Origin of the sequence: Corynebacterium sp. ACRPO, from assembly GCF_022347205.1 — a bacterium.
Classification (GTDB): domain Bacteria; phylum Actinomycetota; class Actinomycetes; order Mycobacteriales; family Mycobacteriaceae; genus Corynebacterium.
In genome coordinates, this window is sequence record NZ_JAKRNE010000004.1 from 1 (window position 1) to 21,689 (window position 21,689).

The window sequence follows — 21,689 nt, forward strand, 5'->3', positions numbered from 1 at the left end:
GGCCGTATCTCAGTCCCAATGTGGCCGTCCACCCTCTCAGGCCGGCTACCCGTCGCCGCCTTGGTAGGCCATTACCCCACCAACAAGCTGATAGGCCGCGAGCTCATCCTACACCGAAAAAACTTTCCAACCATCACACTAAAAATGGCTCCTATCCGGTATTAGACCCAGTTTCCCAGGCTTATCCCGAAGTGCAGGGCAGATCACCCACGTGTTACTCACCCGTTCGCCACTCGAGTACCCTGCAAGCAGGGCCTTTCCGTTCGACTTGCATGTGTTAAGCACGCCGCCAGCGTTCGTCCTGAGCCAGGATCAAACTCTCCACAAAAAAATTTCAGAACAAAATCCGAAACAGGCCGTGAAAAGCCCGAAACCCAACAAAAGAACAAACCACCACAAACCACAAAAGCCTGTGCTGGCGTCCAAAAAATTACTACAAAGAAAAAATAAACAGTTCCCTCAACCCGACGGGGTCAAAAAGAGGAAACCAAAAAGTTGAACACAATCACATGCCAACCAATCCATCTCAATGCAGCCGAAACACCAAACAGCATTCAAATGAGTACGTGTTCCACATACCCAACCGGCACACACCAACCAACAAACCACTAAGTCCGCTGGCAGACAAACCAATCAACACACAACCATGCACACAAAAAATAAAAAGTACATTGGCACACTATTGAGTTCTCAAACATCATCCGCACACCACAAAAAAATTAACTTCCCGTTAACCTCTCGTTGGCGGCTCGTACAAACTTACTCAAATCATTGAACCCTGTCAAATCCTTGAACCAAGTCCGCACGAAATTCGCAAAGAAGTAACCTCCCGGCTACCTCGCGGCGACTTGGATTAATGTAGTCCACCCGCTTCAACAATGCCAAATCCCCAGCACACAACGGATAAAGGTGTGCTGGGGATGTCGTTAAAAGAGCTCTTCTTCTTGAGTTCTTTCAATTGTGGCACCGAGGCGCTGCAGATTTTCTACAAAGTTGGGATATCCGCGGTCGATGTGGAAAACATCGTGGACCGTAGTGGTCTCATCCGCACATAGTGCAGAAAGTACAAGACCGGCACCCGCACGGATATCGGAACTCCACACGTGAGTAGAAGAGAGTCGTTCTTTACCGCGGACTACTACATGGTGGCCGTCAACCTGGGCGTCGGCACCCAAGCGCAGCATTTCATCCACAAACCGGAAACGGGATTCAAAGACATTCTCCGTAATGACGGTCGTTCCGTCCGCAATAGCTGAGATGCCAATAGCCATCGGCTGCAGGTCGGTGGGAAATCCCGGAAATGGGAGGGTCTGGTAGTCCACAGCCTGTGGTCGCTGGTCCATGCGCACGCGGAAACCATTCTCATAGGTCTCTAGTTCCGCGCCGGCGGACTTCAGCTTTTCTAGCGGCAGGTGCAGGTGGCGCGGGGAAATTCCACCCACGGTGATATCACCCTGGGTCATGGCTGCAGCATACGCCCACGTGCCTGCCACAATTCGGTCACCAATAACCTCATGCTGGGCGGGCTGCAGCTTATCGACGCCGCGGATGGTCACCACTGAGCTTCCCTCACCCTCGATGTCGGCACCCATGGACTTGAGCATGGTGCACAGATCGACGATTTCCGGCTCGCGAGCTGCATTATGGAGGACGGTTTCGCCTTCGGCGAGAACCGCAGCGGTAAGGATATTTTCGGTTGCGCCTACGGACGGGAAGTCTAGGCGGATATTCGCACCACGCAGGTGCGTAGCCTCTGCCACGACGGCACCATGCTCAATACGGGTGGTGGCGCCGAGCTTCTCTAAGCCGGTCTGGTGCATATCGAGCGGACGGGAGCCAATCGCGTCACCACCGGGCAACGCTACTTTTGCGTGGCCACAGCGTGACGTCAAAGGCCCGAGCACGCAGACGGATGCGCGGAATTGGCGGACCGCGTCGAAATCCGCGTTGGATTGCGGCTGTGCAGGGGTAGTAATCCGGACCTCAGAGCCCTCGATGACTACCTCGCAGCCGAGCCCCTCAAGAACCTTCTTCATGAGGGGGACGTCCAGAATTTCTGGGCAGTTGGTCAGCGTCGTAGTGCCCTCTGCCAGCAAGGATGCGGCCATGAGCTTCAAGACGCTATTTTTTGCGCCATCTACTTTAACGGTGCCCTCAAGGCGGGCACCGCCGGAAACAATAAACTGATCTTTCACAACTGCCTACGCTACCGGTTCTTAAGGCAACGCGCCGATGCGACGGGCGGCATTAACCGCCTCGTAGCGGGTATGCGCACCGAGTTTGCGCATTACCGAGCGCAAATAAGACTTCACGGTTTCTGCGCCGATCCCCATTTCCTCGGCCGCTTCTACGTTGGTGTGGCCTAGGGCCACACAAGAGAGAACGTCGAGTTCACGGGCGGAGAGCTTGGTAGATTGCTTCACGCGCACCGGCGAGACCATCTGGTCACACAGCGTCTCTAGCTCCTTGCGCAGTTCTTCGTCTTCTACGCGGTTGGCCAACATGCGCAGCTTGGAGTGGGTGGAGCGGACCTGTTCCCACTCGGCACCGTTCATGACGTGGCCCCGAGCCGCTCCACCCTTGGACCCATCGGCACGTCGCATGGCGGAATTAACGGCCAAGTCTTGCTCGAGGGTGCGCGCGGTCATCGTCACTTCTTCAATGACCTTATCGCCCAAACGAACTGGGGAGTGCACGCCTACGTAGAGGACGCCGCGAATTTCGCGCTGCACCGTAACGGGCACGGCCACGATAGAGTGCAGGCCTTCGTCTTGGATCACGCGGTCGTTCTCGTGCGAGATGGTGGTGGCACGAGTGTAATCGGATACACCTACTGCGCGGCGAGTGCTGACCACTCGGCCACCTACACCGACGCCGGAGTCAATGATCAGATTCTGCAGCGCTGGGGTGCGTAGCCCCACCCACTGCGTGATCTGCAGGCGATTATCGGGCAGCAGCGTGGCGTACATCGTCACCGGAATACCTGTAGCGGTCTTCAGGGACGACAGGGCCGCGCGTACGGATTCTTCATCATCTTTGAGGCGATGCGACTCCATGAGACTCTTTCCTCGTCGGGGGTAACCAAGCAGGTGTACCCGTCCTCCCCCGGGAATTTGGGGATCAGCGGGCAACTGAGTGGAAGTATAGACAGCATGTGGGGGTAATTCGAAATCGCCCTCGGCTTATCTGGCGCTGCAATCCCACATGAAATGCCCGAATGCCCGGTCTAGAATTTATATACTGATTGGTCTACTTGTGTAGTGTACGCTTGCGTTGTACGCGATTTGAACCCAAATCTGATTCCCAAAGGAGTCCACAAAATGGCTGTCTACAACAACATCATGGAAACCATCGGCGGCACGCCACTGGTCCGCCTGAACCGCCTTACCGAGGGCAAGGGCGCTACCGTGCTTGCCAAGGTGGAGTCTTTTAACCCGGCAAATTCCGTCAAGGACCGTATCGGCAAGGCCATCGTTGAGGCCGCTGAAAAGTCCGGCCAGCTCAAGCCGGGCGGCACCATCGTGGAGGCCACCTCCGGCAATACCGGCATCGCCCTGGCGCTGGCTGGCGCCACCTTGGGCTACAAGGTCATTCTGACCATGCCGGAGACCATGTCCAATGAGCGCAAGGTGCTGCTGCGCGCTTACGGCGCAGAAATCGTACTGACCCCTGGTGCGGCTGGCATGCAGGGAGCCGTCGACAAGGCGAATGAAATCGTCGCCGAGACCGATAACGCCATCCTTGCTGCACAGTTCGCTAACGAGGCAAACCCGAAGATTCACGAGGAAACCACCGGCCCAGAGATTTGGGAAGACGCCGAGGGTAAGGTTGACGCCTTCGTTGCTGGCGTAGGCACCGGCGGCACCGTTACCGGTGTGGGCCGCTTCCTGAAGTCCAAGAACCCAGACCTGCACTTGGCTGCGGTTGAGCCGTCCGATTCCCCTGTCCTGTCTGAAGGCCACGCTGGCCCGCACAAGATTCAGGGCATCGGCGCTAACTTCGTTCCTGAGGTACTTGACCGCGAGCTTCTCGACGAAGTCTTTACCGCCACCACCGAGGAGTCCATCAAGGCATCCCGCGACCTGGCTACCCAGGAAGGCCTGCTGGTTGGCATCTCCGCCGGCGCCAACGTTTCCGCAGCTCTGAAGCTGGCGGAGCGCCCAGAGTTCGAGGGCAAGACCATCGTGGTTGTCCTGCCGGACTTCGGTGAGCGCTACGTCTCCACCATCCTCTTCGAGGACATCCGCGAAGCTTAAATTACTTCGCTTGAATAAAAGCACCCGCCAACCTTGGCGGGTGCCTTTTTTATGCCAGTACTATGTGGGCATGAACATTATGAGCTACATCCGTGAAGACTTAGCAAATGCAAGAGATCACGATCCGGCCGCACGTGGCGACGTCGAAAATGCAGTAGTTTACTCCGGTCTCCACGCGGTGTGGTCTCACCGCATTTCGCACTGGATGTGGAAGCGCGGGCTGCGCGGGCCCGCGCGCATCTTGGCGCAGATTAACCGCTTCTTTACCGGCGTGGAGATCCACCCTGGCGCCACTATCGGCCGCCGGTTCTTTATTGACCATGGCATGGGCATCGTCATTGGTGAAACCGCAGAGATTGGCGATGGCGTCATGCTCTACCATGGCGTCACCCTCGGCGGCCAGGTGCTTACCCAGACCAAGCGCCACCCCACTATCGAAGACAATGTCACTATCGGTGCGGGTGCCAAGGTGCTCGGCCCCATTACGATCGGTGAAGGTTCGGCCATTGGCGCCAATGCCGTGGTGACGAAGGATGTTCCCGCCGAAAATATCGCGGTGGGCATTCCGGCCAAGAACCGTCCACGCAACCCGAATGAGCGCATCAAACTGGTTGACCCCGACTACTACATCTAAATTCTCTCCCAGCGGCTCACAGGCAACTGTGGGCCGCTTTTTACATGCCTTCTGGGCGCAGTAGGTCGCGGTATTCGGGATTCTTTTCTATAAAGTGCGCCACGGCGGAGCAGGAAGCAATGACTTGCTTGCCGACGCCCCGGACGTCGTCAAGCGCGGCCTTAATCAGCGGCGCGGACAATCCTTGGCCACGGAAAGCATCCTTGATGACCGTGTGGTTAAACTCGCGGGTCGTGTCTGCGTCTACATAGTGGCACGAGCCCGCCTCGACGCCATCCACGGTAAGGACGTAACGGGAATTATCGGTCTGGTGTGCAATAGCGTGTTCCATGTGCCCATACTAAGCAAAAATGGCCCCTCTTACGAGGAGCCATTATTGTGGCCAGAGCCAGGATCGAACTGGCGACCCCACACTTTTCAGGCGTGTGCTCTACCGACTGAGCTATCTGGCCAGAAACCCGAAGGTTTCCGCGACCCTGACGGGACTTGAACCCGCGACCTCCGCCGTGACAGGGCGGCGCGCTAACCAACTGCGCCACAGGGCCATTTTTAATTATGTGTGTGCTCTTGGGCACGGATAGATACTTTACAGAAGACTCCCAAGACTCACCAAATCAGCACGTCAGAACGCTATTTAGGCGGTGAAAGCGGATCGTTTCCGCCCAAGTTCATCTCGAATCGTTTGTAGTCTTCCAGCGAGGAAAAGTGCCGCGAATAGAGGTCACAATCTCGATCCACATGGCCGTAGAGGGCGGGTGCGACGTCGACAATGTGGCGCAGCCACAGGCCCTCATATTCTTGCTCATGGGCCCGTGCCTCGACCTTCCGGTGCGCCTCCTCATCCGAATCTGCATAGATGAGAAAGAAGTCCTCTCGGAAGAAGCTAGAATGCTCCGAGCTTTCGGAGGCGAGCTCAAAGACAGCGATTCCGACGTATGGTTCCATGGCACCAGCCTAACAAAACCAAAAGCAGCAACCGCCGAAGCGATTGCTGCTCATTCTGCGACCTTGACGGGACTTGAACCCGCGACCTCCGCCGTGACAGGGCGGCGCGCTAACCAACTGCGCCACAAGGCCAATCGAATATTTAATTCGGACCAACACTTTCGTGTTGGTACCCCCAACGGGATTCGAACCCGTGCCGCTGCCGTGAAAGGGCAGTGTCCTAGGCCGCTAGACGATGGGGGCCCGTCGCGCTAAGGCGACTTCTAGAAATATACTGGAGACCTCACCTAGTTACAAAATCGCTCCCCCAGAAAGATTAGGAACCATGTCTGACCAGCATCAAACGTGCTCCTGCCACGAGCCGCACGTACACGGATATAACGCGGATTCTAAGAGCAAGGATCGCTACCTCGCCAGGCTCAAGCGCATTGAGGGGCAGGCGCGCGGCATCCACCGCATGGTCGAGGAAGACCAATACTGCATCGACATCATTACCCAGATTTCGGCAGTGAAGTCGGCGCTGGAAAATGTCTCGCTAGCGCTCCTAGAAGACCATATTGAGCACTGTGTGGCCGGTGCCGCCGCCGAGGAGGGTGAGGTAGCCACCGAGAAGCTAGAAGAGGCCATGCGCGCCATTAAGAAGATGGTGAAAAACTAAAAGGAGCCACCCAAAAAGGTGGCTCCAGTTGTGGGCCCTGTGGGGATCGAACCCACGACCTGCGGATTAAAAGTCCGTAGCTCTACCAACTGAGCTAAAGGCCCAACGTCGCTCCAGTTTAGCTTGCGGTATTTGCAAAGTCCTAATTAGGGGGGCGTCGGCAAGCGAAAGGCGCCCAGCTCGCCACTGAGCGCCTGCCAAAGCGTGGCTACATTAGCCGCGCATATCGCCCTTCTCCATGAAGCGGACCTGGAAGTCAAAGGCGGTCTTCAGGTCGTGCGGGGTGTGCTGGAACTTGTTTTCCTTGGCACGGTTGAAGTAGTCCTCCAGCAGCGGACGGTAATCCGGGTGCGCCACGGAGATGACCTTCTCCACGCGCTCCTTCGGCGCCAGGCCGCGAAGGTCGGCTACGCCGTACTCGGTAATGATGACCATGGTGTCGTGCTCGGTGTGATCCGTGTGGGACACGAACGGAACCAGCGCGGAAATTGCGCCGTCCTTGGCCACGGACGGGGAAACGAAGGTGGAGATATAAGCGTTACGGGTGAAGTCACCCGAGCCGCCGGTGCCGTTCATGATGCGGGAGCCGGATACGTTGGTGGAGTTGATGTTGCCGTAGATATCGGCCTCAATCATGCCATTGGAAGAAATCAGGCCGACGCGACGGATGACCTCTGGATGGTTAGAGACCTGCTGTGGGCGCAGAATAATGTGCTCGCGGTAGCGCTCTGCTTCCGCATTCATCTTCTCCGCGTAGTCCGGGGACAGCGCGAAGGAGGTAGCGGAAGCCATGGTCATCTTGCCCGCATCGATGAGATCGAGCATGCCATCCTGAATGACCTCGGTATAGGCCTGAATATTCTCAAACTTGGAATCCAAAAGGCCGGCCATCACGGCGTTGGGGACGTTGCCCACGCCGGATTGCATGATGAACTTGTCATACTCAAGGCGACCAGCGGCGACCTCCCCCTCGAGGAACTCGATGAAGTTGGCGGCGATTTTCTCGGAAACCTCGTCCGGTTCCTTGAATGGTGCGTTGCGGTCCGGGGCATCGGTCTTAACCACTGCAACAACCTTGTCCTCCGGCACCTCCATGTAGGTGGTACCGATGCGGTCGCCCGGCTTAGTGATAGGGATGGGCTGGCGATTAGGCAGCTTTTCAATGCGGTAGATATCGTGCATGCCCTCGAGGTTGATGGACTGCCACTCATTGATCTCGATGATGATCTTATCGGCAGCCTCGATGAACTCGAGGTTATTGCCCACCGCGGAGGACGGCACCACGTGGCCTTCTTCGGTGATCCGGACCGCCTCAATAATGGCCACCTGGAAGTCACCGTAGAAGCCCTCTTCTACCTGCTGGCCCGAGTGAGACAGGTGGATATCCTGGTAAAGCGCGGTGCCATCATTGAACTGCTTACGCAGCGTGGGATCGGAGTTATAAGGAGAGCGGAAGCGAATCGCCTCAGCTTCCGCCAGAACGCCATCGCAGTCCGGGGCGGTGGAAGCGCCGGAGAAGACGTCGATCTTAAATTCCTCGCCCTTTTCATGTAGAGCCTTGGCCTTCTCTGCAATGGCGGTGGGCAGGCCCTTGGGGTAGCCAGCACCGGTGAAGCCGGAAATGCCCACGCGGTCACCGTGGTTAACGTGCTGAGCAGCCTCTTCTGCAGAAACCACGAGCTTCTCAAATGGGGCGTACGCGATTCTCTCGGACAAGGGTAATCCTCCTTCATTAAGGGGCCAGCCAAAATAACGGCCGTTCTAATTAGTTACACAGCCCACATTAGCGAATCTTTGCAAGATTTCCACCACTTTTGTGTGACCCCTACCCCATAAAACAGAAATAGGGAACGGCGCCACTGTGGACCCAGTTGCTATTTTCCCCCGTTAACTAGCACAATTGGGGCGTGAATTTGCGCATTGGACACTACGATCTCTCCTCCCCCGTCATCCTCGCCCCGATGGCGGGGGTAACCAACGTTGCCTTCCGCACGTTGTGCCGAGAGCAGGAGTTGGCGCGCACCGGCACGGTGTCGGGCCTTTACGTCTGCGAGATGGTCACCGCCCGTGCACTGGTAGAGCGCAATGAAAAGACGCTGCACATGACCACCTTTGCGCCGCAGGAAGATCCTCGTTCCTTACAGATCTATACGGTGGATCCGGAATATACCTATAAAGCCGCGAAGATGATCGTCGACGAAAACCTAGCGGACCACATCGATATGAACTTTGGTTGCCCGGTTCCCAAGGTGACCCGCCGCGGCGGCGGTTCCGCGCTGCCTTATAAGCGACGTCTCTTTGGCAATATCGTCTCGGCTGCGGTCAAGGCCACAGAGGGCACCAATATCCCGGTCACGGTAAAGATGCGTGTGGGCATCGATGACGAGCACCATACGCATCTCGACGCCGGGCGCATCGCCGTCGAGTCCGGTGCCGCCGCCGTTACCCTGCACGGCCGTACCGCCGCTCAGCGCTACTCCGGTGAAGCACGATGGGACGAAATCGCGCGCCTCAAAGAGCATCTGGCAGATACTGGCGTGCCAGTGCTGGGCAATGGCGATATCTTCCGTGCCGAGGATGCCCGCCGCATGATGGAACAAACCGGCTGCGACGGCGTGCAGGTAGGCCGCGGCTGCCTCGGCCGCCCGTGGCTCTTTGCCGAGCTCGGCGCCGCACTGCGCGGCGAGTCCATTCCGGCAGAGCCCACCCTGGGCGAGGTGACCCAGGTAATCCTCCGCCACGCGGAGCTACTGGCGGAGCACGATGGCGAGGACAATGCTTCCCGCGATATCCGCAAGCACATCGGTTGGTACCTGCGTGGTTTCCCGGTTGGTGGCCAGGTCCGCGCGGGCTTAGCCAAGGTCAATTCCCTCGATGCCTTGCGTGAGCTCCTTGCACCTTGGGCAGAGTCTGATGCTCTAGCTGCCGACGCCGACGGAGCCCGTGGCCGTCAGGGCTCGCCATCCAAGGTGGCATTGCCGGATGGTTGGCTCGACGATCCCGAGGATGATTGCGTTCCCGTTGCTGCGGACATTATGAATTCCGGCGGATAGCCTGACAGCAATTTAAGAGCAGCTAAATACATACAGGAATCGTGCATTTAACCCCTTCTTAAGTTGCGCAAAAGCAAAAAGTTTTCGCTATTATCTTTGGCATGCGTGCCGCCTACAGGGAACACTTAGATAACTTCTCCCATGACCTCATCGTGATGTGCGATACCGTGCGCACCATCTTGGATAAGGCTTCGCAGGCACTACTGCAAGGCGCCTTGGACTCCGCGGAAGATGCCCTCACCATGACTGAGGAGCTAGATGAGATTCGCGTTAGGTGCTCTGAGCGTGCTGTAACACTTTTGGCGCTGGAAAACCCCATGGCGCAGGACCTCCGTCAGGTAGTCTCCTCGATTTATATCGTGGAGGATCTCTACCGCATGGGCCGGCTTTCCCAGCACATCGCGGACTCCGCGCGCCGCCGCCACCCTGACGCCGTGGTACCGGCGAATTACATCGGCTACTTCGAGGAGATGTACCGCCTCACTGAAGAAATGGGGTCGGTGCTGCACGATATCCTCGTCACCCCTGATGCGGATTTGTCCGTCAACCTCCGTGCCGACGATGATGCAGTGGATGATATCAACTCCCATATTCTGCGCATCCTGACTCAGCGCGAATGGGAAGGCAGCGTGCGCGAAGCCGTTGAGACCTCACAAATTACGCGCTACTACGAGCGCTATGCGGACCACTGCGTCTCCGTGGCCGGCCACATCATCTATCTGACCACGGGTCTCTTGCCCAATGTCTACGCCAAGAAGCTAGAGGAGGACAAAAAGGACGCCGAATTTGAAGCACGGATGGCAGAACTCGAGCGTCAGTTTCGCCGTTAGACGGATTTAAGCGTCAAAGAAGGGGGCCGGTTCAAACCGGCCCCCTTTCTCTCGGACAATCTCTCTTACTCTTTAGCCAAAGCGGCCAGAGATGTAATCCTCGGTCTCCTTCTGAGAAGGATTCTCGAAGATCTTGGTGGTGTCGTCGAACTCCACCAAGTGGCCCGGCTTACCGGTTGCTTCTAGGGAGAAGAAGCCGGTCTTATCGGACACGCGGGCTGCCTGCTGCATGTTGTGGGTCACAATAACGATGGTGAAGTTTTCCTTCAGCTCATGGATGAGGTCCTCCACGGCGAGGGTGGAAATCGGATCCAGTGCGGAACAAGGCTCGTCCATGAGCAATACCTCTGGCTCCACGGCGATAGCGCGGGCGATGCACAGACGCTGCTGCTGACCACCGGAGAGGCCACCGCCTGGCTTGTCCAAGCGATCCTTAACCTCATCCCACAGGTTGGCGCCGCGCAGGGACTTCTCCGCAACTTCCTTGAGCTTCTTCTTGTTCTTTTCACCGGACAGCTTCAGGCCTGCCACCACATTGTCCTCGATGGACATCGTGGGAAATGGGTTTGCCTTCTGGAAGACCATGCCGATGGTGTTGCGTACGGATACCGGGTCAACCTTCGGTCCGTAGATATTGGTGCCATCCAACAGGATTTCACCCTTCACGGAGGCGCCAGGGATAACCTCGTGCATACGGTTGATGGTGCGCAGCACGGTGGACTTACCACAGCCGGAAGGGCCGATGAATGCGGTCACGGCCTGGGCCGGGATCTGCATGTTCACGTTCTGCACGGCGTGGAAGTCGCCGTAAAAAATGTTCACGTCATTGAGCGCGAGCTTAGACATTTGGGAGTTTCTCCTCTAGCAAGTGTATGGCGGAATCGAGTGGTACGGCGTTTACTTCTTAACCGAGAACTTCGCGGAAACGATGCGGGCCGCAATGTTGAGGACGGCGATGAGGATAACCAGCGTCAACGCTGCTCCCCAGAGCTTGTCCAGTACGGCGGGCTGTGCGCCGGCCTTATACATATCCAGCATCATCAGCGGGAGCGAGGACTGAGAGCCCTTGAAGGCATCCCAGTTGATGACGGAGGAGGAACCAACCAAGACCAGCACCGGCGAGGACTCACCCATCACGCGAGCAATCGCCAGCATGATGCCGGTGACGATGCCGGACAGTGCGGTAGGCAGAACGATGCGGGCGATGGTCTTCCACTTCGGAACGCCGAGTGCGTAGGACGCCTCACGCAGATCCATGGGGACCACGCGTAGCATCTCTTCGGTATTGCGCACCACAATTGGAATCATCAGCAGCACCAGGGACAACGCCACGGCGAAGCCGGAGCGGCCAAAGCCGAACAGAGTGATCCACATGGCAAAGATGAACAGGGCCGCAACGATGGAAGGCACACCGGACAGGATGTCCACCATGAAGGTGGTGATGCGGCCGAGCCAGCCGCCCTTGGAGTACTCCACCAAGTAGATGGCGGTAAAGATGCCGATCGGAATAGAGATAATGGAGGCCAGAATGGTCTGGACAAAGGTACCCACGATGGCGTGAGCGGCACCGCCACCAGAAGAGCTATTCATGATGCCGCGCTGGGAAGCGGTCCACCACTCAGGGTTGAGGATGACGCCACTGCCGCGGGCAATGAGTTCCCACAGAACCCATACCAGCGGAACCATGGCCAGAATCATTGCGCCCCAGACCACCGCGGTGGCGATGTTATTGGTCATCTTGCGGGAGCCGGAGATGTCCAGGAAGGTCGCGCCGCCTTGGGAGGCAGGCTTGGCATTAGTAGTCGTAGTCATTGATCCTCCCCTCCTTACTTACTCTTCACGATGGCGCGGGCAATTGCGTTGACCACGAAGGTCAGCAAGAACAGCATGAGGCCGGCGGCGATGTAGGCACCAGCACGCATCTCGTTACCGAACTCGGCAGATGCCAGGGCGATGGCCGTGGCGAAGGTCGTGCCGCCGTCGAAAAGCGAGAAGCGGAAGTCAATCAGCGGGGATACAACCATGTACAGCGCCATGGTCTCACCCAGTGCACGGCCCAGGCCGAGCATGGAGCCGGCGATGTAGCCGGACATGCCGAATGGAAGAACGGTCATGCGGATAACTTCCCAGCGGGTAGCGCCCAGAGCCAGGGCGGATTCCACCTGGCCCGGGGGGGTCTGTACGAAGACCTCGCGGGCGGTAGCGGCGATGATCGGCAGAATCATCACGGCAAGCACGATGCCACCAGTAAACAGGTTGCGGCCGGTTGCAAACGACGGCGAGTTATCGAAGACGTGGAATAGGAAGAAGCCACCCGCCCAGGATTCCATCCAGGAGTAGAAGCCGGACAGTGCCGGGCCAAGAACCTGCCAGCCCCACAGGCCGTAAACGATGGACGGAACTGCAGCGAGCATGTCCACGAGGAAGCCGAGCGGCTTAACCAAACGGGCAGGCGCGTAGTTGGACAGGAAGATAGCGATGGCCAGGGCCACCGGCATGGCCAGCAGAAGGGCGAAAACCGAAATGAGAACGGTGGTTCCGAACATGGTCGGAATACCGAACTTCATCGCGGAGGTATCGGAGGTCTCCCAGCGGCCACCGTAAGTGAAAAAGCCCATGAGGCCGCCGTCGTTGACGCCCAGTGCGGGAACCGCACGCCAGAGCAGGAAGGCGGCAATGGCGGCAATCATGACGGTGATAAGGGTTGCCGAAGCAGTGGACAGGAACTCGAAGATACGGTCACCCGGGCGCTTAACGCCGCTATTGGAGCTGGTGGCAACTACCTCGCCGTGTCCGCTGTTGGAGACTCGCTCGGCAGAGGTGGCGTTTGCATCCGTCTGCTCTGGAGCCGTGGTGAGATTATTGTCTGCCATGAGACTGTTAATCCTTTTCAGCGTTAAAAATGGAAAATATCGTTACATACCTGCGCCCCCAAAGCGCGAATCGTGTGCGGCAGTGGGGGCGGGAGGTATTAAGCTTTTACAGCTTTAGCGCTTACTGCAGAGCGTCAACAGCAGCCTTCAGCTTGTCCAGGTGAGCACCCTCAACTGGGATGAAGCCCTGCTCAGCCAGCTGGTCATCCTGATGATCCAGGACGGTGGTGAAGAAGGACTTGACCAGCTTGGAGGTCTCCTCATCGTAGCCCTTGGAGCAAACGATGTTGTAGGTGGTCAGGATGAGCGGGTATGCACCCTCGTTGTCGGAGGAGAACAGTGCCTCGGAGTCAACAACCATGTTGTGCTCGGAGTCGGTCTTCTTGAACTCCAGGTTCTCCAGAGCCTTGTTGACGGACTCGGTGGACAGCTCAACCGGGCCGTGGCCGAAGTCGATCTTGGCCTTCTTGACGCCCTCGCCTTCCTTCTGGTCTGCGAAGCCAGCCTCGACGTAAGTGATAGCACCATCGATGCTTGCAACCTGGTCAGCAACGCCGGAGGAGCCGTTAGCACCCTCACCAACAGCGTCTGGGAACTGCTTGCCCTCGGAGTCCCAGTCACCGGTAGCGGCCTTGAGGAACTTCTGGAAGTTTGCGGAGGTACCGGACTCGTCGGAACGGAAGATGACGGTGATGTCCTTGTCCGGCAGGTCGGTGCCCTCGTTGTCAGCAGCGATGGCCTTGTCGTTCCACTTCTTGATTTCGCCCTTGAAGATCTTGCCCAGGGTTTCGGTGGAGAGGTTGATCTCGGTGTCACCCAGGTTGTAGGCGATGGCAACCGGACCAATGGTGGTTGGCAGGTGCCATGCCTCGTTGCCATCGCAACGCTCAGCGGCAGCCTCAACCTCGCCCTCGTCTTCCTTCAGAGCGGAGTCAGAACCAGCGAAGTCAGCCTGGCCGTTGGTGAAGGCCTCAACGCCGGCGCCGGAACCGGAAGCGTTGTAGGAGAGGGAAGCGTCTGGGTAATCCTCGGAGAACGCAGTCTGGAAGTAGGACATTGCGTTCTGCTGGGAGGATGCGCCGTCGCCGACGAGCTCGCCGGAGACGTCCTCGCCGCCAGCGGAGTCGGAGGAGGAGCCAGACTCCTCAGAGCAAGCTACGAGAGCGGTGGAGGTTGCGGCTACGATGCCGAAGATTGCGGCAGTGCGCTTGAAGTTGCGAATCACGGGAAAACCCTTTCCGGTGCAGATCAGAGATTGATTGTCCGAGGAAACCGCATCTCCTGGAGAGATATTTCCTGCATCCCGCTCCGCCTTCTGGGGCGAGATGCAGGCGCACAGGTGCGGTTAACTCACAGGGTGTAAAGCTATCCGCAGGATCTGACCAAAAGGGTGCCAAGAGGTAAACACTGGGTGAACAAACGTCCTGCGCCCCATGACGTTAGTCACACACGCCCCATACGACGTGCTCTTCATCAACCTCAAAGCCTAGGCGCTCGTACGCCTTTAGCGCCGGATCATTATCCGCTTCTACATAAAGAATTACCCGCTTAGCTCCCTTTTCCACCATGCGGCGCAGGCCAACCTGCAGCAGCGGACCGCCCAACTTCTTGCCGCGGTAACCTTCCGCCAAGCCCACCACGTAGACCTCACCGAAGGCCGGAGTTTCCTCCGCATGCCACTTGGTCCAGTGGAAGCCGGCCAGTGCCGGCTCATCTGCCGTATCCCACAGGAAAAGCAGGTCTGCGGGGTCGAACCAGTCCGCCTCCATGCCGCGATGCAGGCGAACGAGATCCCAGCCGCCTTGTTCGGGATGCCAGGAAAAGGCCTCGTTATTGACCTTGAGCCACTGCTCTTCCACAAGGTCCTTGCCCCACTTATCCACCGCCTCGGTGTAATTCAAGGCGGTCAGTGGCAAACCTTCGGGGCGGGCGACCGCTGCGAGCTCTTCTCCCCCGATCCCCATGACCACCAGCTTGCGGGTGACCTGCAGGTCGCGGGAGTGCGCCAGCGCCTGTGCCGCCGGTAGGTTCCCGTGGGCCCAAGCGTGGAGGTTGGGGGTCTTAGCGGCGGCGTCGTAAAGCGCGGCACCATAGCCCTGCCCGCGGTAATCGGGGACAATGAATAGCTCGGCGGTAGAGCCCTCCAGACCGGCTACGCCGCACGGTTCCTCCCCTACCCAGGCCACCAGGTGGCGGTGCTCCAGGCGGGAATCGCTAAGACCGTTGAGGAATTGCTCCGACAGCGGCGCCATCCCATCCTGGCGTTCAGCCTGCTCAGCCAGTGCTTCTACGCGGCGAGCCAGCTCCGGGTCGTCCGGCAGGTTTTCTTCCGTAATCTTAAAGGCATTGCTAGTCATAGGGCCCAGAATACGTAGGGTAAGAATGAAAGGGTGAGTGTTCTAAAGATTGACCGGCGCATCGTGCACGTCCTCCTCGTGGTGTGTGTGCTCCTTGCGGTCTGGGTGGCGGATGCCTGCGTGGCTATGCACACGGAACACAAGGTGGCGCAAGCCGTGAAAGCCAATTCGCGGCTAGATAATACGCCGGATGTCTTCATCGGCGGCACCCCCTACGTGTGGGCGGCGGCCTCGAAGGAAATCCCTTATCTCGAGGTCAAGGCGCTGGATGTGGAGGTGCCCAAGCTGGGCATGGTCAATGCTTCCACCGTGCTGCGCGATATCACCGTCACCCCAGAACAGGTAATGAATGGAGATATTGAGGGCGCGCCCGTTTCCACCTACTCGCGCGGCATTTCTTTGGATGGTGTGGCGCTGGGCCGCTTGTTGGGGATTACCGATCTCTCGATTGCTAACCCAGACGATATTTCCCCCTCCGGTGGCACGTCTGCTGAAGCAGAGCTAACGGGCACCCTGCCTGGCGACGCCCACAAGTCCACCGCCAAGGTCACCCTCCGCCTGGTTGGTCCGGAGTTTCGCATGCAGGTCTATGACACGGACGATGAGCGCCTGCAAAAGGCCTTTTCCCTCAACTTCGATACCCGGCAGCTACCGCTTCCGGCCCAAGCGACCGCGGTAAAGATGCAGGGCGGCACCATTTCCTTCGAGGTACAGCGCCGCAATATTAAGGTGCAGCTGGCCCAGCTCTCCCCGCTAGAGATTGAAGGCTCGGAGCAAAAGGCCGTGGAAGAGGCGGAAAAGAAGGCCGCCGATACCAAGCACCGGGTCGGCCCCGCGCCGCAGACTAGCGCAGACGAATAAAGTCCCGGAGAACTTCCTTCATCGTGCGCTGATGGGCTTCCCGCCTATCCTGCGGGGCGAATACCTCGATGGCATCCTTCACGGAGGCCAAGGTAACAGCGTCAAAGCGCCCCTCCGATTCTCCATCGGCTTGGAAGCGCTGCGGTTCGCGGCAGACTAGCTCTACCCGCATGGCGTCGTCGAAGGTCACCGTCTTTTCTTTGGTGAGCTTATTGAGCCATCCGCGCTTATCGGCACCGAAGAGGTGCAGCAGGCCGACGACGCCGCCGAGCCCGCTAAACTCCTCCAGCCCAAAGAGGGCAAGGCCCTCATCAAAGGAGTTGCGCGGATTTGTCACCACCGGCAGCGGGCCCAAGAATGTCCACGGATTGGTATTTGAGGTAAACATCAGCGGCACATCATTCTTGTGCAGCCGCTCGCCATCATTGGACTCGGCTGTCACCGCAATATGCGGTGGGTTCTTCCGCGCGCGGCTCCATGCCCGGATAGCAACGTTGAGGTAGCGCAGCGGGGTGGCGGCAAAACCTTGCTCGCGGGCACGATCCACGCGGGCCAGGACATCCGCGTCCAAACCGAAGCCAGCATTGACGGCAAACCACCGCTCGTTCCACGTTCCTAGGTAGATGGTGCGGCGCAGATCCCGGTCGAGCATGCGCGCCAGCACATGGGTAGCCTCCACCGGGGTGTTGGGAAATCCTAGGGCGCGCACAAAAACATTGGCGGAACCGGTAGGAATTACGGCCAGCGCCGGGATGGACTGCGGATCGGGGCGCTGCTCATCCGCCGGACCGAGGAGCCCGTTGACTACCTCGTTGACGGTTCCGTCCCCGCCCACGGCAATGATGACGTCATAGTCATCCCTCGTCATTCCCCTGACCATCTCTTCTGCATGGCCAGGGTAATGCGTAAATTTCACTTTGAGGTGCAGGCCCTCTACCGCTTGTAGGCAGGGAACGATTTGGCGGAAGAGGGCGTTGGTTTGTGAGGTCGAGTTGGGATTCGAGATCATCAATGCATGCACGAGGCCCAAGTCTAGTAGTTAAAAAGGCGGGTGCACGACTAGGCTGGACGCCCATGAGCGAAAATAATAATGAAACCACCCCTGAAAACATCGAAACCACCGCGGCTTCCCACCCGGAGAATGATCCTGGAAAACTCAATGGCAACGATGCCGTGAACCAGGCTGCCGAGCAGTGGAAGGACGCCGCTAGCCGCAATATCCCCGCTCTCGAGCTGGGCGATATCCCGGTACCGGACGATACCGCGAACCTGCGCCAGGGCCCGTCGCTGCACGACGGCCTGCTGGGACTTCTCCCCCTTGTTGGCGTCTGGCAGGGCGAGGGCCAGGCCCACGATACGAAGGGTCAGGAGTACACCTTTGGCCAGCAGCTGGTCATCGCTCACGATGGCGAAAACTACCTGACCTTTAGCTCTCGTACTTGGAAGATCGATACCGAAGGCAAGCCGGAAGGCCCGTCTGTGCGCGAGACCGGCTTCTGGCGTATCTCGGAAAAGGATGAAATCGAGGTCACCTACACCTCTTCTACCGGCATCGTGGAAATCTTCTACGGCGAACCCTTCAATGACCGCGCATGGCAGCTGGAATCCGCCTCCACCATGGTCACGGAAACCGGTCCGAAGAACTTGGGCCCAGGCAAGCGCATGTACGGCCTCATGCCCAATAACAATCTGGGCTGGGTAGACGAGCGCATGGTGGATGGCGAGATGCGCCCCTACATGTCCGCGGAGCTCACCCGCATCGCTGGCTAAGCTCCAAGCGCTGCATCAATAAGGTCTCGGATGACGTCCACGTTGTCCGGGGCCTTTAATTTTTTGTCATTGAGCCTTGTAACGCGCGCGGCAACGCGCACCGAGGACACCAACCACACCGAGTCCGCTTTTTCCAGATACTCCACGGTCAGCGGCTTGGCCTTGCAGCGATAGCCTTTCTCTTTGGCGTGCGCGAAGAGCGCCGCTTGCGTGGTGCCGGGCAGGATGCCGCGGCCGGCGGCGGTGCGCAGTTTCTCGCCCTTGACAGCCACCACGGTAGAGGTGGCGCCTTCAAGAATTTCTCCGGTGTCCGGGTCGGTGAGGATGAGATCCTCAAAGCCCTTCTCCCGGGCCATGCGCAGCATCGCCATGGTGGCCGCGTAATTGAGCGTCTTGGCGGGCAATTCCTCCGCCACGTGCCACAGGCGGGGGCTTGTCATGACGGCGACGCCGTGGGCGCGCTGCTCTAGCACCTTGTCCTCAATCGGCTGCACAACAACCCACGCGCTCGGCCGCCCCGTAGAGGCGCGCCCGCGGGTATAGGTCCACGTGCATTTAGCATCGCCTTGCTCGTCCCCGCAGAAGTCCGCGATGGCGAGCCGGGTGGCTTCTTCCCACTTGTCCATGGGCGGCTCTGGCAGGTTCATCGTGCGGGCTGAATCGCAGAAGCGCTGCGCGTGGCGCTGCAGGTTAGCGGCTTTGCCTCCGCGCACGAGCAGGGATTCAAAGATGCCATCGCCGCGGGTGACCGCGGCATCATCTGCGTAGACAAGAGGCAGCGCGGGCATGTGCCTGCGTACCGACCCTCCAAAGGGCTCCACAACGTAGATGACCGGCTCTTTTCGCGGCGAAAACTTCATACTTTTGATTATGCCCTACCATCGGTAGTTGTGAGTTATTCTTCGCCTCTTCTGCAGCGCGCCGGTGCCGCGGAGCACCAGGACGCGACCGTACTCGATGCCCAGGGCGTGGCCTGGCACTATGGCAATCCGCTGGGCGAGCAAAGGGCCGCCGATGGCGGCACCATCGTCATTGACCGCTCCCAGCGCCGCGTCATTCGCGTGAGCGGCAAGGACGCCGCCGAGTTTCTGAATAATCTGCTTTCACAGAAGCTTGACGACGCCCCCGTGGGTTTCACCGCCGGCGCTCTCGACCTGGACATCCAAGGCCATATCCTCCACCACATGGATATCGTGCGGACCGACGATGCCTTTCTTATCGACGTCCCTGCGGCGCAATTCGACTCCCTCTTTAAGTTCCTCACCATGATGGTCTTTTGGTCCGAGGTCACCGTAGAGGAAGCCGATATCGCCATACTCACTCTTCTGGGTGAGGCCGATGTTTCGCTTCCACCCATGGTGGAGTTTTCCCGCCAGGTCCAGTGGCCGGGAATCAAGCGCGTTGACCTTGGCATTCCGCGCGAATCCTTGGTCGAGGCAGCGAAGCACTTGGAGGAATCCGGTGCACGGCTAGCGGGGCTCATGGCGTTTACCGCCGAGCGCGTCCGCGCCCGCGAGCCGGAGCTGGCGGCGGATCTGGATAATAAGTCCATCCCCCACGAGGTACCGCAGTGGATCAGCCGCAGCGCCGCCAATCCGGCCCACGTTCACCTCAGTAAGGGCTGCTACCGCGGCCAGGAAACGGTGGCGCGCGTAGAAAATCTGGGCCGCTCTCCTCGCCTATTGGTGCAGCTGCACCTCGACGGCTCCGCGCCGCAACGTCCAAATGTGGGCGATGACATTACTTTCAATGGACGTAAGGTAGGCCGCATCGGCACGATTGTGGATGACTGCGATTTCGGCCCCATCGCCCTAGGCCTAGTGAAGCGCTCTGCGCTGGACGTCGGCGCCCTAGAAGTGGGCGATACCGCGGTGTCTATCGATCCTTCCTCCATCCCCGAGGATGAGGGCCCCAAGGCTGGGCGCGAGGCAGTAAACCGGCTGCGCGGGCGCTAAATCTCCCACTAGCTAGGGGGCGGTGCGGAATTTTTTCGTCACACAGGCTATTGTGTCTTACAGGAAGATACTCAATAGACAAGTCGATGGGGCGCCCAAGAATCCCTGGCGCGCCCTACTAACCCAAGGGGGTCATGCACATGGGACGCGGACGCGCAAAGGCAAAGCAGACCAAAGTTGCACGCCAGCTCAAGTACAACTCACCCGAGATGGATATCGAGTCCCTGCAACGGGAACTCGCCGCACAGCAAGAGGGTGACTCCCGCGATTATGAAGAGGACGACCCATACGCCGACTACGTCGACGAATGGGATGATGCCGACCGCGACGAACGCTAATCTTCCGCTCGCCGCCGGATAGCTCAAGGGCCCTAGGAAATCTCCTAGGGCCCTTCCTCATACCCTCCCCTGGCAGGGCGGCAGGCCCCGCTAGAAGTTGGGGTGCTCGCCGTGCATGACCACGCGCGGCTCCTCGCCGGAAGCGGAGCGGACGGTGCCCAGCTCCCACGCATCGATGTGGCGTGCGGTAAGCATTGCCAGGGCACGGTCACGGTCTTCAGGATTGACTACGGCAATCATGCCGACCCCCATGTTGAAGGTCTTCTCCATTTCCGCCAGCTCCACCTTGCCCACCGAGGAGATGAGCTTGAAGATCTGGCCCGGGGTCCAGGTGGCGCGGTTAATATCGGCCGCTAGGCCTTCTGGAATGACGCGCTCGAGGTTGCCAGCCAGTCCACCACCGGTGACATGGCAGAAGGTGGATACGGAGCACTCGCTAGCCAAAGCCAGGCAGTCCTTGGCGTAAATGCGAGTGGGCTCCAGCAGCTCCTCGCCGAGGGGGCGGCCAAGCTCTTCCACGTGGCCGTCGAGTGGCATGCCAGCCTGCTCCAGCAGGACGTGGCGGGCCAGGGAGTAGCCATTGGAGTGTAGGCCGGAAGAGCCCATGGCGATGAGTACGTCGCCATCACGGACCTTGTCTGGGCCGAGTACGCCATCGGCCTCAACGACGCCGACCGCGGTGGCGGAGACATCGTATTCGTTTTCTTCCATCATGCCGGGGTGCTCGGCGGTCTCGCCGCCCAGCAGCGCGGCGCCGGCCTGCACGCAGCCCTCGGCGATGCCCTTGACTACCTCGGCTACCTTTTCCGGCACGACCTTGCCCACGGCAATGTAGTCCTGCAGGAAGAGTGGCTCCGCGCCACAGACAACGAGGTCGTCCACGCACATGGCGACGAGGTCGATGCCGATGGTGTCGTGCTTGTCCATGGCCTGGGCCACGGCCAGCTTGGTGCCGACGCCGTCGGAACCGGCGGCCAAGATGGGCTCCTTGTAATCGCCGAGCTTGAACAGGCCGGCAAAGCCGCCAAGACCGCCCAGAACCTCAGGGCGGGTGGCACGCTTAGCGTGCGGGGCGAAAAGTTCCACGGCACGGTCGCCCTCTTCGATGCTGACGCCGGCTGCTGCGTAAGTATTGTCACTCATGGTTTCAGGTGTCCTT

At 58.9% G+C, this 21,689-nt stretch carries 22 protein-coding genes, 5 tRNA genes and 1 rRNA gene; 9 read left to right on the forward strand and 19 right to left on the reverse strand.

The features are described from left to right. The 3 genes from MHY22_RS04140 to ramA all read right to left on the reverse strand — a co-directional run. Positions 1-328, reverse strand: a 16S ribosomal RNA gene (locus MHY22_RS04140); the annotation flags it as partial. 598 nt (positions 329-926) lie between these two features. Then, complete coding sequence (gene murA, locus MHY22_RS04145) at positions 927-2,195, reverse strand: UDP-N-acetylglucosamine 1-carboxyvinyltransferase (RefSeq protein ID WP_239278180.1); 1,269 nt, start codon at positions 2,193-2,195, stop codon at positions 927-929. Positions 2,196-2,216: 21 nt separating this feature from the next. Continuing rightward, positions 2,217-3,056 (reverse strand): acetate metabolism transcriptional regulator RamA, encoded by an 840-nt coding sequence (gene ramA, locus MHY22_RS04150; protein WP_005325834.1) that lies wholly within the window; start codon positions 3,054-3,056, stop codon positions 2,217-2,219. Positions 3,057-3,320: 264 nt separating this feature from the next. Between ramA and cysK the strand changes: the two genes are divergently transcribed. After that, complete coding sequence (gene cysK, locus MHY22_RS04155) at positions 3,321-4,256, forward strand: cysteine synthase A (RefSeq protein ID WP_239193344.1); 936 nt, start codon at positions 3,321-3,323, stop codon at positions 4,254-4,256. Positions 4,257-4,326: 70 nt separating this feature from the next. Then, positions 4,327-4,890, forward strand: a complete 564-nt coding sequence (gene epsC, locus MHY22_RS04160) for a serine O-acetyltransferase EpsC (protein WP_034668818.1) — start codon at positions 4,327-4,329, stop codon at positions 4,888-4,890. A 40-nt stretch (positions 4,891-4,930) separates the two neighbouring features. Here epsC and MHY22_RS04165 read toward each other — a convergent pair whose 3' ends face one another. From MHY22_RS04165 to MHY22_RS04190, 6 genes are all read right to left on the reverse strand, one after another. Next, a complete protein-coding gene (locus MHY22_RS04165) occupies positions 4,931-5,221 on the reverse strand; it encodes a GNAT family N-acetyltransferase (protein WP_239278181.1) in 291 nt (96 codons plus the stop codon). A gap of 48 nt (positions 5,222-5,269) precedes the next feature. Beyond that, positions 5,270-5,342: transfer RNA gene (locus MHY22_RS04170), tRNA-Phe, on the reverse strand. Between the two features lie 19 nt (positions 5,343-5,361). Next, positions 5,362-5,435 (reverse strand) — tRNA-Asp (locus tag MHY22_RS04175). A gap of 85 nt (positions 5,436-5,520) precedes the next feature. Continuing rightward, positions 5,521-5,835, reverse strand: a complete 315-nt coding sequence (locus tag MHY22_RS04180; protein ID WP_239278182.1) for a DUF4288 domain-containing protein — start codon at positions 5,833-5,835, stop codon at positions 5,521-5,523. A gap of 58 nt (positions 5,836-5,893) precedes the next feature. Next, positions 5,894-5,967, reverse strand: a tRNA-Asp gene (locus tag MHY22_RS04185). Between the two features lie 35 nt (positions 5,968-6,002). Next, positions 6,003-6,078 (reverse strand) — tRNA-Glu (locus tag MHY22_RS04190). Between the two features lie 82 nt (positions 6,079-6,160). Here MHY22_RS04190 and MHY22_RS04195 point away from each other — a divergent pair. Then, on the forward strand, positions 6,161-6,493 hold the full coding sequence (locus MHY22_RS04195) for a metal-sensitive transcriptional regulator (RefSeq protein ID WP_239278183.1): 333 nt from the start codon (positions 6,161-6,163) through the stop codon (positions 6,491-6,493). A 31-nt stretch (positions 6,494-6,524) separates the two neighbouring features. Here MHY22_RS04195 and MHY22_RS04200 read toward each other — a convergent pair. Both MHY22_RS04200 and MHY22_RS04205 read right to left on the reverse strand, forming a co-directional pair. Further along, a tRNA-Lys gene (locus tag MHY22_RS04200) sits at positions 6,525-6,597 on the reverse strand. A gap of 109 nt (positions 6,598-6,706) precedes the next feature. Further along, a complete protein-coding gene (locus tag MHY22_RS04205) occupies positions 6,707-8,209 on the reverse strand; it encodes an acetyl-CoA hydrolase/transferase family protein (protein ID WP_239278185.1) in 1,503 nt (500 codons plus the stop codon). Between the two features lie 191 nt (positions 8,210-8,400). Here MHY22_RS04205 and dusB point away from each other — a divergent pair, with 191 nt between their 5' ends. Together dusB and phoU are read left to right on the forward strand one after the other, a co-directional pair. Further along, positions 8,401-9,546: a tRNA dihydrouridine synthase DusB gene (gene dusB / locus MHY22_RS04210; RefSeq protein ID WP_239278186.1), complete on the forward strand. Its 1,146-nt coding sequence runs from the start codon at positions 8,401-8,403 to the stop codon at positions 9,544-9,546. 101 nt (positions 9,547-9,647) lie between these two features. Further along, a complete protein-coding gene (phoU, locus tag MHY22_RS04215) occupies positions 9,648-10,376 on the forward strand; it encodes a phosphate signaling complex protein PhoU (protein ID WP_239278187.1) in 729 nt (242 codons plus the stop codon). Positions 10,377-10,448: 72 nt separating this feature from the next. On the opposite strand, the gene pstB is transcribed toward phoU, so the two are convergent. The 5 genes from pstB to mshD all read right to left on the reverse strand — a co-directional run bounded on the left by pstB (position 10,449) and on the right by mshD (position 15,606). Then, complete coding sequence (gene pstB, locus MHY22_RS04220) at positions 10,449-11,222, reverse strand: phosphate ABC transporter ATP-binding protein PstB (protein ID WP_023019857.1); 774 nt, start codon at positions 11,220-11,222, stop codon at positions 10,449-10,451. 51 nt (positions 11,223-11,273) lie between these two features. Further along, a complete protein-coding gene (gene pstA / locus MHY22_RS04225) occupies positions 11,274-12,188 on the reverse strand; it encodes a phosphate ABC transporter permease PstA (RefSeq protein ID WP_239273290.1) in 915 nt (304 codons plus the stop codon). A 14-nt stretch (positions 12,189-12,202) separates the two neighbouring features. Further along, positions 12,203-13,249: a phosphate ABC transporter permease subunit PstC gene (pstC, locus tag MHY22_RS04230; RefSeq protein WP_239278188.1), complete on the reverse strand. Its 1,047-nt coding sequence runs from the start codon at positions 13,247-13,249 to the stop codon at positions 12,203-12,205. Between the two features lie 121 nt (positions 13,250-13,370). Continuing rightward, positions 13,371-14,474 (reverse strand): phosphate ABC transporter substrate-binding protein PstS, encoded by a 1,104-nt coding sequence (gene pstS, locus MHY22_RS04235; RefSeq protein WP_225746459.1) that lies wholly within the window; start codon positions 14,472-14,474, stop codon positions 13,371-13,373. Positions 14,475-14,688: 214 nt separating this feature from the next. Continuing rightward, positions 14,689-15,606, reverse strand: coding sequence for a mycothiol synthase (gene mshD, locus MHY22_RS04240; protein ID WP_239278189.1), 918 nt, complete (start codon positions 15,604-15,606; stop codon positions 14,689-14,691). A gap of 33 nt (positions 15,607-15,639) precedes the next feature. Between mshD and MHY22_RS04245 the strand changes: the two genes are divergently transcribed. Then, a complete protein-coding gene (locus tag MHY22_RS04245; protein ID WP_239278190.1) occupies positions 15,640-16,467 on the forward strand; it encodes a DUF2993 domain-containing protein in 828 nt (275 codons plus the stop codon). Here MHY22_RS04245 and MHY22_RS04250 read toward each other — a convergent pair. After that, positions 16,451-17,488 carry a diacylglycerol kinase family protein gene (locus MHY22_RS04250; RefSeq protein ID WP_239278191.1) on the reverse strand — a complete coding sequence of 346 codons (1,038 nt, stop codon included), beginning with the start codon at positions 17,486-17,488 and terminating at the stop codon, positions 16,451-16,453. The genes MHY22_RS04245 and MHY22_RS04250 overlap by 17 nt on opposite strands. 53 nt (positions 17,489-17,541) lie before the next feature. Here MHY22_RS04250 and MHY22_RS04255 point away from each other — a divergent pair, with 53 nt between their 5' ends. Then, positions 17,542-18,237: an FABP family protein gene (locus MHY22_RS04255; RefSeq protein WP_239278192.1), complete on the forward strand. Its 696-nt coding sequence runs from the start codon at positions 17,542-17,544 to the stop codon at positions 18,235-18,237. Here the strand turns inward: MHY22_RS04255 and MHY22_RS04260 are convergent. Then, complete coding sequence (locus MHY22_RS04260) at positions 18,234-19,097, reverse strand: aminodeoxychorismate lyase (RefSeq protein ID WP_239278193.1); 864 nt, start codon at positions 19,095-19,097, stop codon at positions 18,234-18,236. The genes MHY22_RS04255 and MHY22_RS04260 overlap by 4 nt on opposite strands. A gap of 30 nt (positions 19,098-19,127) precedes the next feature. Here MHY22_RS04260 and MHY22_RS04265 point away from each other — a divergent pair, with 30 nt between their 5' ends. Further along, positions 19,128-20,192: a folate-binding protein gene (locus MHY22_RS04265; RefSeq protein WP_239278195.1), complete on the forward strand. Its 1,065-nt coding sequence runs from the start codon at positions 19,128-19,130 to the stop codon at positions 20,190-20,192. A 140-nt stretch (positions 20,193-20,332) separates the two neighbouring features. Beyond that, a complete protein-coding gene (locus MHY22_RS04270) occupies positions 20,333-20,530 on the forward strand; it encodes a DUF3073 domain-containing protein (RefSeq protein WP_193387586.1) in 198 nt (65 codons plus the stop codon). A 90-nt stretch (positions 20,531-20,620) separates the two neighbouring features. Here MHY22_RS04270 and purM read toward each other — a convergent pair whose 3' ends face one another. Further along, on the reverse strand, positions 20,621-21,673 hold the full coding sequence (gene purM, locus MHY22_RS04275) for a phosphoribosylformylglycinamidine cyclo-ligase (RefSeq protein ID WP_239230571.1): 1,053 nt from the start codon (positions 21,671-21,673) through the stop codon (positions 20,621-20,623). Positions 21,674-21,689: the final 16 nt, after the last annotated feature.

Coding starts and splice junctions, on each gene's coding strand:
- ramA (WP_005325834.1), bottom strand. CDS start 3,056: ATGGAGTCGCATCGCCTCAAAGATGATGAAGAATCCGTACGCGCGGCC.
- cysK (WP_239193344.1), top strand. CDS start 3,321: ATGGCTGTCTACAACAACATCATGGAAACCATCGGCGGCACGCCACTG.
- epsC (WP_034668818.1), top strand. CDS start 4,327: ATGAACATTATGAGCTACATCCGTGAAGACTTAGCAAATGCAAGAGAT.
- MHY22_RS04165 (WP_239278181.1), bottom strand. CDS start 5,221: ATGGAACACGCTATTGCACACCAGACCGATAATTCCCGTTACGTCCTT.
- MHY22_RS04180 (WP_239278182.1), bottom strand. CDS start 5,835: ATGGAACCATACGTCGGAATCGCTGTCTTTGAGCTCGCCTCCGAAAGC.
- MHY22_RS04195 (WP_239278183.1), top strand. CDS start 6,161: ATGTCTGACCAGCATCAAACGTGCTCCTGCCACGAGCCGCACGTACAC.
- phoU (WP_239278187.1), top strand. CDS start 9,648: ATGCGTGCCGCCTACAGGGAACACTTAGATAACTTCTCCCATGACCTC.
- pstB (WP_023019857.1), bottom strand. CDS start 11,222: ATGTCTAAGCTCGCGCTCAATGACGTGAACATTTTTTACGGCGACTTC.
- pstA (WP_239273290.1), bottom strand. CDS start 12,188: ATGACTACGACTACTAATGCCAAGCCTGCCTCCCAAGGCGGCGCGACC.
- pstC (WP_239278188.1), bottom strand. CDS start 13,249: ATGGCAGACAATAATCTCACCACGGCTCCAGAGCAGACGGATGCAAAC.
- mshD (WP_239278189.1), bottom strand. CDS start 15,606: ATGACTAGCAATGCCTTTAAGATTACGGAAGAAAACCTGCCGGACGAC.
- MHY22_RS04255 (WP_239278192.1), top strand. CDS start 17,542: ATGAGCGAAAATAATAATGAAACCACCCCTGAAAACATCGAAACCACC.
- MHY22_RS04260 (WP_239278193.1), bottom strand. CDS start 19,097: ATGAAGTTTTCGCCGCGAAAAGAGCCGGTCATCTACGTTGTGGAGCCC.
- MHY22_RS04270 (WP_193387586.1), top strand. CDS start 20,333: ATGGGACGCGGACGCGCAAAGGCAAAGCAGACCAAAGTTGCACGCCAG.
- purM (WP_239230571.1), bottom strand. CDS start 21,673: ATGAGTGACAATACTTACGCAGCAGCCGGCGTCAGCATCGAAGAGGGC.